Origin of the sequence: Pseudomonas sp. DC1.2, assembly GCF_034351645.1 — a bacterium.
Lineage (GTDB): Bacteria > Pseudomonadota > Gammaproteobacteria > Pseudomonadales > Pseudomonadaceae > Aquipseudomonas.
The window spans coordinates 2,141,442-2,153,606 of record NZ_CP133782.1 but is presented as its reverse complement, the minus strand read 5'-3'; the positions used below and the strand labels follow the sequence as shown (position 1 = coordinate 2,153,606).

At 58.9% G+C, this 12,165-nt stretch carries 9 protein-coding genes; 7 read left to right on the top strand and 2 right to left on the bottom strand.

The window, feature by feature from the left end; all coding sequences use genetic code 11:
* Positions 1 to 6 precede the first annotated feature (6 nt).
* On the bottom strand, positions 7 to 1,236 hold the full coding sequence (locus tag RHM68_RS09765) for an acyl-CoA dehydrogenase (RefSeq protein WP_322222360.1): 1,230 nt from the start codon (positions 1,234 to 1,236) through the stop codon (positions 7 to 9).
* Positions 1,237 to 1,401: 165 nt separating this feature from the next.
* Here RHM68_RS09765 and RHM68_RS09760 point away from each other — a divergent pair, with 165 nt between their 5' ends.
* The 3 genes from RHM68_RS09760 (at position 1,402) to RHM68_RS09750 (ending at position 3,818) form a co-directional block, all read left to right on the top strand.
* A complete protein-coding gene (locus RHM68_RS09760; protein ID WP_322222358.1) occupies positions 1,402 to 2,331 on the top strand; it encodes a LysR family transcriptional regulator in 930 nt (309 codons plus the stop codon).
* Between the two features lie 122 nt (positions 2,332 to 2,453).
* The gene (locus tag RHM68_RS09755; protein ID WP_322222355.1) at positions 2,454 to 2,855 is read left to right on the top strand and encodes a MerR family DNA-binding transcriptional regulator; all 402 of its coding nucleotides are present in this window, start codon (positions 2,454 to 2,456) and stop codon (positions 2,853 to 2,855) included.
* 63 nt (positions 2,856 to 2,918) lie between these two features.
* Entirely contained in the window at positions 2,919 to 3,818 is a 900-nt protein-coding gene (locus RHM68_RS09750) for a hydroxymethylglutaryl-CoA lyase (protein WP_322222353.1), read from the top strand.
* A 799-nt stretch (positions 3,819 to 4,617) separates the two neighbouring features.
* Here RHM68_RS09750 and RHM68_RS09745 read toward each other — a convergent pair.
* Positions 4,618 to 6,312 (bottom strand): AMP-binding protein, encoded by a 1,695-nt coding sequence (locus RHM68_RS09745; RefSeq protein ID WP_322222351.1) that lies wholly within the window; start codon positions 6,310 to 6,312, stop codon positions 4,618 to 4,620.
* Positions 6,313 to 6,592: 280 nt separating this feature from the next.
* On the opposite strand from RHM68_RS09745, the gene RHM68_RS09740 reads away from it, so the two are divergent.
* Genes RHM68_RS09740 through RHM68_RS09725 form a run of 4 tightly spaced genes read left to right on the top strand, consistent with a single transcriptional unit; the run spans position 6,593 to position 12,154 of the window.
* Complete coding sequence (locus tag RHM68_RS09740; protein WP_322222349.1) at positions 6,593 to 7,756, top strand: isovaleryl-CoA dehydrogenase; 1,164 nt, start codon at positions 6,593 to 6,595, stop codon at positions 7,754 to 7,756.
* Between the two features lie 12 nt (positions 7,757 to 7,768).
* Complete coding sequence (locus RHM68_RS09735) at positions 7,769 to 9,376, top strand: carboxyl transferase domain-containing protein (RefSeq protein ID WP_322222347.1); 1,608 nt, start codon at positions 7,769 to 7,771, stop codon at positions 9,374 to 9,376.
* A 13-nt stretch (positions 9,377 to 9,389) separates the two neighbouring features.
* Positions 9,390 to 10,205 (top strand): gamma-carboxygeranoyl-CoA hydratase, encoded by an 816-nt coding sequence (locus RHM68_RS09730; protein ID WP_322222344.1) that lies wholly within the window; start codon positions 9,390 to 9,392, stop codon positions 10,203 to 10,205.
* Complete coding sequence (locus RHM68_RS09725) at positions 10,205 to 12,154, top strand: acetyl/propionyl/methylcrotonyl-CoA carboxylase subunit alpha (RefSeq protein WP_322222342.1); 1,950 nt, start codon at positions 10,205 to 10,207, stop codon at positions 12,152 to 12,154. The genes RHM68_RS09730 and RHM68_RS09725 overlap by 1 nt, the downstream gene beginning before the upstream one ends.
* Positions 12,155 to 12,165: the final 11 nt, after the last annotated feature.

The following is a 12,165-nucleotide window of genomic DNA, read 5'->3' as shown; positions in this document are numbered from 1 at the left end:
CAGGTCTTAATGACTGCTACGCATCATCTCTTTCGGCACGTACTTGCCGATTTCGAACTTGCCAATCGCCGCGCGATGCACTTCGTCCGGACCGTCGGCCAGGCGCAGAGTGCGCTGCATCGCGTACATGTAAGCCAGCGGAAAGTCGTTGGACACCCCTGCCCCGCCATGAATCTGGATCGCTCGATCAATCACCCGCAAGGCCACATTGGGTGCAACCACTTTGATCTGGGCGATTTCACTTTTCGCCACTTTGTTGCCCACGGTGTCCATCATGTACGCCGCTTTCAACGTCAGCAGCCTTGCCATGTCGATTTCCATTCGCGAGTCGGCGATCTTGTCGATATTGCCGCCCAACCGCGCCAAGGGTTTGCCGAATGCCGTGCGGCTCACCGCACGTTTGCACATCAACTCCAGCGCACGCTCGGCCATGCCAACCGAGCGCATGCAGTGGTGAATCCGTCCCGGCCCAAGGCGCCCCTGAGCAATTTCAAAACCGCGCCCCTCACCCAGCAGAACATTTTCATAGGGCACGCGTACATTCTCAAACAACACCTCCGCATGACCATGGGGTGCGTCGTCGTAACCGAACACCGGCAACGGACGGACAATCTTCACGCCTGGGGCATCCACCGGTACCAGAATCATTGAATGCTGGGCATGACGCGGCGCGTCGGGGTTGCTCAAGCCCATGAAGATCAGGATCTTGCAACGTGGGTCGCAAGCGCCTGAGGTCCACCATTTTTTGCCATTGATCACCCATTGGTCGCCATCACGCACGGCGCGGGCCGCCATGTTGGTGGCGTCGGACGAGGCGACATCAGGCTCGGTCATGGCGAACGCCGAGCGAATCTCGCCGCGCAACAGTGGTTCGAGATAACGCTGCTTCTGTTCTTCATTGGCGTAGCGCACCAACACTTCCATGTTGCCGGTATCGGGCGCGGAGCAGTTGAACGGCTCAGGACCGAGCAACGAGCGGCCCATGATTTCGGCCAGCGGCGCGTATTCAAGGTTGGTCAGGCCCGCACCGAGTTCGGACTCAGGCAGGAACAGGTTCCACAATCCTTCGGCCTTGGCCTTGAGTTTGAGTTCTTCCATGATCGCGGTCGGCTGCCAGCGATCGCCTTCGGCGACCTGACGCTCAAACACCGCTTCAGCAGGGTAAACGTAGGTGTCCATGAACGCAGTGACGCGCTCACGCAGTTCCTGAACCTTGGGCGAATACGCGAAATCCATGAGCAGCTACCTTCTTGGGAGAGGTTGTTTAGGTCATGCAATCGATGCTAGAACAGCGCTGATAATTTACCTAGCCTATTCTCGGCGTGTATTAACATTCATCACCGATATATGATCGGCTGATCGCCCAGGCTAAAACCGCCCCTACAACAAGAGAGCCGCGTAATGAATCTGAGCAAGGTCGACCTCAACCTTTTCATCGTCTTCGACGCGATCTACACCGAAGCCAACCTGACCCGCGCCGGGCAGATTGTCGGCATTACTCAGCCCGCAGTCTCGAACGCTCTGGCCCGCCTGCGCGAGACCTTCAACGACCCGTTGTTCGTGCGTACCGCCCAAGGCATGGTGCCGACCCCGATGGCCCAGAACATCATCGGTCCAGTGCGTAACGCGCTTTCGCTGCTGCGGGTGTCGGTGCAGGAAAGCCGCATTTTCAACCCGTTGCAGGCGGTCAAGACCTACCGCATAAGCATGACCGACCTCACCGAAGCGGTCATCCTGCCGCCGCTCTTCCAGCGTCTGCGCCGCCTCGCGCCGACCGTCATCATTGAAAGCTTCCTGTCTAAACGCCGGGAGACCACCAAGGAACTGGCCGCTGGGCGCCTCGATTTTGCAGTAGATGCGCCGCTCAACACCGACCCGCAAGTACGCCACGTCAAGCTGATGGAAGACCGTTACGTGTGCGCCATGCGCAAGGGCCATCCGTTGGCGGGCAAGGAAAAATTCACCCTCGAGGATTATCTGTCGCTGACCCATATTCACATCTCCAGCCGCCGCAGCGGACTGGGGCATGTCGACCTGGCGCTGGGCAAAATGGGGATTCAGCGCAAGATCGCGTTGCGTTCCCAGCATTACCTGATGGCGTCCCAAGTGTTGCAGCAGACTGACATGGTGATGACCGTGCCGGAACGCTTCGCCCGTCGTAACGACCTGCACGCTTTCAGCTTGCCCGTGAACGATGTGCCACCCGTGGAAACTCACCTCTACTGGCACGAAAGCACCGATCAGGATCCGGCAAACCGCTGGATGCGCGAGCAGATGATCGAGTTATGCCAGCAGGTCACAGCGCATGAGAAGAAGCTCGACAAGCTGTAGGGCTTTGCACTGCGTGATCGCTCTTCGCGGGCAAGCCGGTCGCCGCACTCGAGTCCCAAGCCGCTTGACGTAAACGTCAAGCTGACATTAGCTTAGCGTCATGACTTTCTTCGAGTGCTTTCATGAGCAGCCAGACCTACAGCATTTCCGACCTCGCGCGCGAGCTCGACATCACCACCCGAGCCATTCGTTTTTATGAAGAGCAGGGTTTGCTCAGCCCCGAGCGTCGTGGCCAGGAACGCATCTACTCACCCAGGGACAAGGTCAGCTTAAAGCTGATCTTGCGCGGCAAGCGCATCGGTTTTTCCCTGGCCGAATGCCGCGAATTGATCGAACTCTACGACCCCACCGGCGGCAATCAGAAACAGTTGCAAACCATGCTGGTCAAAATTGCCGAGCGCCGCGAACAGCTGGAACAGCAAATGCTCGACATTGAACAGATGAAACTGGAGTTGGACACCGCCCAGGAGCGCTGCACGCAGGCGCTGGAACAGACGATCAAAAACCAGCAACCGATTGAGTAATTGATCGTTTGATCCTTCCCATACTCTGCGGGGCAAGGATCTCTAACACAGGTGAAATTGCTTATGTCACTCCCCTCCCAGGTACGCCTGATCGAAGTCGGCCCCCGCGATGGCCTGCAAAATGAAGCCCTGCCCATCAGCGTCGCCGATAAGGTGCAACTGGTCGATGCCCTTAGCGGCGCGGGGCTGGGCTATATAGAGGTCGGCAGTTTCGTGTCACCCAAGTGGGTGCCACAGATGGCCGGGTCCGCCGACGTCTTCGCGCAGATTCAGCGCAAGCCCGGTGTGACCTACGGCGCATTGGCACCGAACCTGCGCGGGTTCGAAGATGCCATTGCCGCCGGGGTCAAGGAAGTCGCCGTGTTCGCCGCCGCGTCCGAAGCGTTCTCCCAACGCAACATCAACTGCTCGATCAGCGAAAGCCTTGCGCGCTTCGTGCCGATCATGGACGCCGCCAAACAGCACGGCGTGAGCGTGCGTGGTTACGTGTCCTGCGTATTGGGCTGTCCCTATGAGGGTCACATCGCGCCGGAACGGGTGGCGCTGGTTGCCCGCGAGCTTTACGCCATGGGCTGCTACGAAGTCTCGCTGGGTGACACCATCGGCACCGGCACCGCAGGCGCGACCCGCAAGATGTTTGAAGTGGTCGCGGCTGATGTGCCGCGAAACAAACTGGCCGGACACTTCCACGACACTTATGGCCAGGCCATGGCCAACATTTACGCCAGCCTGCTTGAAGGCATAGCGGTGTTCGACAGCTCCATCGCCGGCCTCGGCGGCTGCCCTTATGCCAAAGGCGCCAGCGGTAACGTCGCGACCGAAGACGTGGTGTACCTGCTCAACGGCCTGGGTATAGAGACCGGTATCGACCTCGACGCCTTGATTCTGGCTGGCCAGCAGATTTGCAATGTACTGGGCCGCTCGACGGGCTCGCGCGTAGCCAAGGCTCGAAGCAGTCAATGAGTAGGCGGATGTGTCCGGGTGTTACCGCTATGTCTGAGGTGCGGGTACAAACGAGTAACACGGAAACAAAATGCCTGTCTTGAACAGATCGGAAGAACCACAAAAAATCACAAGTAATTGTTTTTAAAGGATATTTAAAAGTTGGCACGGCTTCTGCTATCTCTATGGCATAACAAGAATAAAAAGCAGCAAACCAATAAAAATAAGACGTAACGACTCTGACATAACAAGAACAACACGGCAGAGACGCAGCTAACAGATTTTTTTGGAGAAGATGTGCTTTTCAGGGTGCTTTTCGAAGTGACCCGCAACCGGGCAGAGAACAATAAAACTACCGTCAGGTAGCCCCCCGAACTGGTTGGATCGTTCAGCGAAAAAGCAAATCAGCGCTCAAAAAAATACGTTTGCTCTTGATCCCGGATGGGGATCGACAAAAACAGTGGTAAAGGGCAACGGCTGCCAAAAACAACAATAGGCCGCCCCTCAATAATAAAAAAGAGCACGCAACGACAAATTAAAGGGGAGCTTCGGCTCCCTTTTGTGCTTTCTCTCATCCGGATACTGGGCAGCATCGTCGGTCAGTGGTGAAGTGTCGGATGACCTGCACTAAACGCATGAAATCTCGCCGTCAGTGTCCCCGCCCCTCATAGCAATGCAAGTCTTTACACCGCCGCCGGTCTTGACCGTGAATTCTCGGGCGCTTCGGTTGCGCAGCCGGGTGAGCGAGTAGTTTTCACAACGTCGCCGTGCGCCGGCAACCGTAGCATTCTCTCGCTGCTGCGTTCAGCAAAACCGGTTCCTACGGTATCGCTTTGAGTTCCTCGATACTGATCTCACGCATCCGGAATTTTTGGATTTTGCCGGTCACAGTCATCGGAAACTCTTCCACGAACTTGAAGTATCGCGGCGTCTTGAAGTGCGCGATACGCGCCTTGCACCAGGTTTTCAACTCCTCTTCGGTAGCACTGTGGCCGGGGTGAAACTTGACCCAGGCAACGATCTCTTCACCGTAGCGTGAGCAGGGAATGCCGATCACTTGCACATCCGCGATGGCCGGGTGAGTAAAAAAGAACTCTTCCAACTCTCGCGGGTAAATATTCTCACCGCCACGGATGATCATGTCCTTGTTACGCCCGGCGATGCAGACATAACCCTCTTCATTCATGGTCGCCAAGTCACCGGTGTGCATCCAGCCGGCCTCATCGATGGCGTCGCGTGTGCCTTGCGGGTTATTCCAGTAACCGAGCATCACGCTGTAACCCCGAGTACACAACTCACCGACTGTACCGCGAGGAACCACGTTACCGGCCTCGTCGAGAATCTGGCTTTCCAGCTGCGGCTGGGTGCGACCGACCGTGGTGACGCGTAATTCCAATTCGTCTGACGGACCGGTCTGCAAAGACACCGGACTGGTTTCCGTCATGCCGTAGGCAATTTGCACTTCACTCATGTGCAGGTCGCTGATGACTCGACGCATCACCTCGATAGGGCACGTGGCCCCGGCCATGATGCCGGTACGCAGGGTCGACAGATTGAATTCGGCGCGCCGAGGTTGATCGAGTATCGCGATGAACATGGTCGGTACGCCATACAGCGCGGTGGCTTTTTCTTCGTCAACGGCGAGCAGAGTCAGAAGCGGATCGAAGGCATCGCTGGGGTAAATCATCGTACTGCCGTGAGTCACACAGCCGAGGTTGCCCATGACCATGCCAAAGCAGTGATACAGCGGCACCGGGATGACCAGCCGATCATTGGCGGTCAGGCCCAGACTTTCGCCCACCATGTAACCGTTGTTGAGAATGTTGTAGTGACTGAGGGTGGCACCCTTGGGAAAACCGGTGGTGCCGGAGGTGTACTGGAGGTTAACGGGCTGATCGAAATGCAGACTGCGCTGACGTTCGTCCAACCGAGCGACCGAGACGCTGGCCGCTACATCCGCCAGTTGCGACCACGGCAGGAAGCCCGAGGGTGGCTGCGCATCGAGGCTAATCACCCCGCGCAACTCCGGCAAGCGCTCACTGTGTAAATGGCCAATGGATTGCTCCGCCAGCTCCGGCAGCAACCCTTGCAGCATGGCGTGATAGTTGGAGGTCTTGAAGGCCCCTGCACATACCAGCCACTGACAGCCAGACTGCTTCAACACGTAATCAAGTTCAGAGCTGCGGTAGGCGGGATTAATGTTGACCAGAATCACGCCGATTTTCGCGCTGGCGAATTGGCTGATGCACCACTGGGCGCAGTTCGGCGCCCAGATGCCGAGGCGGTCACCGGTCTGCAAACCCAGCGCCAGCAGGGCTCGGGCGTGAAGATCGACGGCGTCTGACAATTGCCGCCAGCTATAGCGTATGTGCTGATGGCGCACCACCAGTGCGTCCCCGTGCGGGTAGTGCGCGACGGTGTGATCGAACGCCTCGCCGATGGTCATCGTCAGCAAGGCCTTGTCCTGGGAACCTCGGGTATAGCTGCGTTGCGGGCTTGCACTGGGTTGATTCATGACGCCCCCTATTGTCTTTATTTATGGGCCGCCGCCGGTCACGTGTGGGAGCGTGCCTGACGCACATTCAACAGTGATGTCGACTGATCCGATGCTTTCGCGAGCAAGCTTGTTCCCACAGGATGGGTCCGCTTTTCTATCTTGAACGGGCTCTACTCTCGCCTAAGTTGACGTTAACGTAAAGGGTGATTGACAGCGTTTGTTTGCAGGCTTACGTTAACGTCAAGGTGAAAGCCAAAGCACGGCGTTCTCCACCCAACAAAAAATCAAAAGGTGACCCATGAGCTACCCATCCCTGAACTTCGCCCTCGGTGAAACCATCGACATGCTGCGCGATCAGGTACAGTCCTTCGTCGGCAAAGAGATCGCCCCGCGCGCCGCTCAAATCGACATCGACAACCTGTTCCCAGCCGACCTGTGGTGCAAGTTCGGCGACATGGGCTTGCTCGGCATTACCGTGCCGGAAGAGTACGGCGGCGCGGGCCTGGGTTACCTGGCGCACGTGGTAGCCATGGAAGAAATCAGCCGGGGCTCGGCCTCCGTTGCTCTCTCCTACGGCGCCCATTCCAACCTCTGCGTCAATCAGATCAATCGCAACGGCACTCACGAGCAGAAAACCAAGTACCTGCCGAAATTGATCAGCGGTGAGCACATTGGGGCGTTGGCCATGAGCGAACCGAATGCTGGTTCCGACGTGGTCTCGATGAAACTTCGTGCCGACAAACGCGGCGATCAGTATGTCCTCAACGGCAGCAAGACCTGGATCACCAACGGCCCCGACGCCAACACCTATGTGATCTACGCCAAGACCGACCTCGACAAGGGTGCCCACGGCATCACCGCGTTCATCGTTGAACGTGACTCGAAAGGCTTCAGCCGCAGCAAAAAATTCGACAAGCTCGGCATGCGCGGCTCAAACACCTGCGAACTGTTTTTCGATGATGTGCATGTACCGGAAGAAAACATCCTCGGCGTGCTCAACGGCGGCGTGAGAGTGCTGATGAGTGGCCTCGACTACGAGCGCGTGGTGCTTTCAGGCGGTCCGACCGGGATTATGCAGGCCTGCATGGACCTGATCGTCCCGTACATCCATGACCGCAAACAGTTCGGCCAGAGCATCGGGGAATTCCAGCTGATCCAGGGCAAAGTCGCCGACATGTACACCCAGCTCAACGCTAGCCGAGCCTACCTTTACGCGGTGGCACAGGCTTGCGAGCGCGGTGAAACCACGCGCAAGGACGCCGCTGGCGTGATTCTCTACAGCGCAGAACGAGCCACCCAAATGGCTCTGGACGCGATTCAGATTCTGGGTGGCAATGGCTACATCAACGAATTCCCGGCCGGGCGCCTGCTGCGTGACGCCAAACTGTATGAAATCGGCGCCGGCACCAGTGAGATTCGTCGCATGCTCATCGGTCGCGAACTCTTCAACGAAACCCGCTAAACGGAGCTGTCCATGGCTATCCTGCATACCCAGCTCAACCCCCGTTCGGCAGAGTTCGCAGCCAACAGCACGGCGATGCTCAAACAAGTAGAGGCCCTGCGTACCCTGCTCGCACACGTGCAGCAAGGGGGCGGCCCAAAAGCCCAGGAACGCCACACTTCCCGTGGAAAATTGCTGCCTCGCGAGCGTATCAATCACCTGCTTGATCCGGGCTCGCCGTTTTTGGAGATCAGCCAACTGGCGGCCTACGCGGTGTACGGTGAAGACGTTCCGGCCGCTGGTGTAATTGCCGGGATTGGCCGAGTGGAAGGCGTCGAGTGCATGATCGTCGCCAACGATGCCACGGTGAAAGGTGGCTCGTACTACCCACTGACGGTGAAAAAACACCTGCGCGCCCAGACCATCGCCCAGCAAAACCGCTTGCCGTGTATCTATCTGGTGGACTCCGGCGGCGCCAACCTACCGCGTCAGGATGAAGTGTTCCCGGACCGCGAGCACTTCGGCCGAATTTTTTTCAACCAAGCCAACATGAGCGCCATGGGCATTGCGCAGATCGCCGTGGTCATGGGCTCCTGCACCGCCGGGGGTGCCTATGTGCCGGCCATGGCCGACGAAGCCATCATGGTCCGCCACCAGGCAACGATTTTTCTCGCCGGGCCGCCGCTGGTAAAAGCGGCGACAGGTGAAGTGGTCAGCGCCGAAGAGCTGGGCGGCGCCGATGTGCATTGCAGGATTTCCGGGGTTGCCGACCACTACGCCGAAAGCGATGAACACGCGTTGGCCATTGCCCGACGCAGTGTCGCCAACCTCAACTGGCGCAAACTCGGCGAACTGCAACAACGTGTCCCTGTCGCGCCGCTGTACGCCAGTGACGAGCTATACGGCGTGGTCCCGGCTGATGCCAAACAGCCGTTCGACGTCCGCGAAGTGATTGCACGGCTGGTGGACGGTTCGGTGTTCGATGAGTTCAAGGCGTTGTTCGGGGCCACGCTGGTCTGTGGCTTTGCCCACTTGCACGGTTATCCAATCGCAATCCTCGCCAACAACGGCATCCTCTTCGCCGAGGCCGCACAGAAAGGTGCGCACTTCATCGAACTGGCCTGTCAGCGCGGCATTCCCTTGCTGTTCCTGCAAAACATCACCGGGTTCATGGTCGGTCAGAAGTACGAGGCCGGCGGCATCGCCAAACACGGCGCGAAACTGGTGACGGCCGTAGCGTGCGCCAAGGTGCCGAAATTCACCGTGATCATCGGCGGCAGCTTCGGCGCGGGTAACTACGGCATGTGCGGCCGCGCTTACGATCCACGCTTCCTGTGGATGTGGCCAAACGCACGCATCGGTGTAATGGGCGCCGAGCAAGCCGCAGGGGTCTTGGTGCAGGTCAAGCGCGAGCAGGCCGAGCGCAATGGCCAGGGCTTTAGTGCCGAGCAGGAAGCCGAGATCAAGCAACCGATCCTCGATCAATACGAAGAACAGGGCCATCCCTACTATTCCAGCGCACGCCTGTGGGACGACGGCGTCATCGACCCCGCACAGACCCGCGACTTACTGGCCCTGGCCTTGTCCGCGTCGCTGAACGCGCCCATCGAACCGAGCCGCTTCGGCGTGTTCCGGATGTGATCGAGAAAACATCATGAACGACTTCAATACCCTCGAACTGCTAATCGACCCACGGGGCTTCGCGACCCTTTGGCTCAGCCGTGAAGAAAAGAACAACGCCTTCAACGCTGAGATGATCCGCGAACTGATCCTCGCCCTGGAAAAAGTATCGAGCGATGCCAGCGTGCGTTTTTTGCTGCTGCGCGGACGCGGTAAACATTTCAGCGCCGGTGCAGACCTGGCCTGGATGCAACAATCGGCCGAACTCGATTACCACACCAATCTCGACGACGCCCGGGAACTGGCAGAACTGATGTACAACCTCGCCAAGCTAAAAGTTCCGACCCTGGCGGTGGTGCAAGGCGCCGCCTATGGCGGCGCCCTGGGGCTAATCAGTTGCTGCGACATGGCCATCGGCGCCGATGATGCGCAGTTCTGCCTATCGGAAGTGCGTATCGGTCTAGCGCCGGCGGTGATCAGTCCGTTTGTCGTGCAGGCCATCGGCGAGCGCGCGGCGCGGCGCTATGCGCTGACCGCCGAGCGATTCGGCGGGCAACGGGCGCGGGAAATAGGCTTGCTTTCAGACAGCTATCCTGCGGCTGAGCTGGAGCAAACAGTGGAACAGTGGATCGACAACCTGCTGCTTAACAGCCCGGCGGCCATGCGCGTCAGCAAAGAATTGCTGCGTGAAGTCGGCAACGGCGCGCTGACCCCGGCGCTGCGGCGCTACACCGAAAATGCCATCGCACGTATCCGCGTCAGTCCCGAAGGCCAAGAGGGCTTGCGTGCGTTTCTGCAAAAACGTCCGCCGAACTGGCAAGCCGCAACTACCCCCAAGGAGCCACGTTGATGAGCACACCTGTTCTCACCACCCTGCTGGTGGCCAACCGTGGCGAAATCGCTTGTCGAGTGATGCGTACCGCCAAGGCCTTGGGCCTGACCACTGTCGCGGTGCATAGCGCCACCGACCGCGACGCTAGGCACAGCCGCGAAGCGGACATCCGCGTCGACCTGGGTGGAAGCAAAGCCGCCGACAGTTACCTGAAAATCGACAAACTGATTGCCGCCGCCAAGGCCAGCGGTGCGCAAGCGATTCACCCCGGCTACGGTTTTCTGTCGGAGAACGCCGGGTTCGCGCGTGCGATCGAAGCCGCCGGCCTGATTTTCCTCGGACCACCCGCCTCGGCCATCGATGCGATGGGCAGCAAGTCCGCCGCCAAAGCGCTGATGGAAACCGCTGGCGTACCGCTGGTGCCGGGCTATCACGGTGAAGCCCAGGACCTCGACACTTTCCGCGACGCCTGCGCACGCATCGGTTATCCGGTGTTGCTCAAGGCGACTGCTGGGGGGGGCGGCAAAGGCATGAAAGTGGTTGAGGACGTCAGCCAATTGGCCGAAGCCCTGGCCTCAGCCCAGCGCGAAGCGCAATCATCGTTCGGCGATTCGCGAATGCTGGTAGAGAAGTACCTGCTCAAGCCTCGCCATGTGGAAATTCAGGTATTCGCCGATCAACACGGCAACTGCCTGTATCTCAACGAACGTGACTGCTCGATCCAGCGCCGTCACCAGAAAGTCGTTGAAGAAGCACCCGCGCCTGGCTTGAGTCCGCAGTTGCGTCAAGCGATGGGCGAGGCTGCTGTAAGGTCGGCGCAAGCCATCGGCTATGTTGGCGCGGGCACTGTGGAGTTTTTGCTGGACTCGCGGGGCGAGTTCTTCTTCATGGAGATGAACACGCGCTTACAGGTGGAACACCCCGTCACCGAAGCCATCACCGGTCTCGACCTGGTGGCGTGGCAAATTCGGGTAGCGCTCGGTGAAGCGCTGCCGATGACCCAGGCGCAAGTCCCGCTGATCGGCCATGCCATCGAAGTGCGGCTATATGCCGAAGACCCGGGCAATGATTTTCTGCCGGCGACCGGGCGACTGGAACTGTATCGTGAGTCGGCAGAGGGCCCTGGCCGCCGGGTGGACAGCGGTGTTGAAGAAGGCGACGAAATTTCACCGTTCTACGACCCAATGCTCGGCAAGCTGATTGCCTGGGGGGAGAATCGTGAACAGGCGCGCCTGCGGTTATTGACCATGCTCGATGAGTTCGCGATCGGCGGCCTCAAGACCAACATCAACTTCCTGCGCCGGATCGTCGGTCATCCGGCGTTTGCGGCGGCAGAACTCGATACCGGGTTTATTCCGCGTTATCAGGCGCAACTGCTGCCAGCTTCTGCTGACTTCAGTGATGAGTTCTGGCAAGCGTCAGCACAAGCATTTGCGCAAAGCCTGCCAGGACTGCCCCGTGCCGATGACCCGGCTTCGCCATGGGCTATTAACAGTGGTTTTCGAGCAGGACTGCCCAAGGAAATCACCCTGCATTTGAGTTGCGAGGGCCAGAACCGCGCGCTGACGTTGGGTACGGTGAGCGGCGCACAACTCAAGGGCGAACACCTATGGGTCGAGCAAAATGGGCAGCGGCGCCAGCATCGGGCAATCCGTCGTGGCGCCCTACTGTATCTGCAATGGGACGGCGAGCTGCGCCGCATCGAATCCTACGACCCGATAGGCGCTGTCGAAGCCAACCACAGTCATCAAGGCGGCCTTAGCGCACCAATGAATGGCAGCATCGTGCGGGTACTGGTGGAGGCCGGGCAAACGGTCGAAGCCGGTGCGCAACTGGTGGTGCTGGAAGCGATGAAGATGGAGCACAGCATCCGCGCACCTCATGCCGGCGTGATCAAGGCGCTGTTTTGCCGGGAAGGCGAGATGGTCAGCGAAGGCAGTGCGCTGGTAGAACTGGAAGAGGCCTGAAATGAAGACCG

Excerpts from the sequence above, each read along its gene's own strand:
- RHM68_RS09740 (WP_322222349.1), top strand. The coding sequence starts at position 6,593 with ATGAGCTACCCATCCCTGAACTTCGCCCTCGGTGAAACCATCGACATG.
- RHM68_RS09755 (WP_322222355.1), top strand. The coding sequence starts at position 2,454 with ATGAGCAGCCAGACCTACAGCATTTCCGACCTCGCGCGCGAGCTCGAC.
- RHM68_RS09765 (WP_322222360.1), bottom strand. The coding sequence starts at position 1,236 with ATGGATTTCGCGTATTCGCCCAAGGTTCAGGAACTGCGTGAGCGCGTC.
- RHM68_RS09735 (WP_322222347.1), top strand. The coding sequence starts at position 7,769 with ATGGCTATCCTGCATACCCAGCTCAACCCCCGTTCGGCAGAGTTCGCA.
- RHM68_RS09760 (WP_322222358.1), top strand. The coding sequence starts at position 1,402 with ATGAATCTGAGCAAGGTCGACCTCAACCTTTTCATCGTCTTCGACGCG.
- RHM68_RS09750 (WP_322222353.1), top strand. The coding sequence starts at position 2,919 with ATGTCACTCCCCTCCCAGGTACGCCTGATCGAAGTCGGCCCCCGCGAT.
- RHM68_RS09745 (WP_322222351.1), bottom strand. The coding sequence starts at position 6,312 with ATGAATCAACCCAGTGCAAGCCCGCAACGCAGCTATACCCGAGGTTCC.
- RHM68_RS09725 (WP_322222342.1), top strand. The coding sequence starts at position 10,205 with ATGAGCACACCTGTTCTCACCACCCTGCTGGTGGCCAACCGTGGCGAA.
- RHM68_RS09730 (WP_322222344.1), top strand. The coding sequence starts at position 9,390 with ATGAACGACTTCAATACCCTCGAACTGCTAATCGACCCACGGGGCTTC.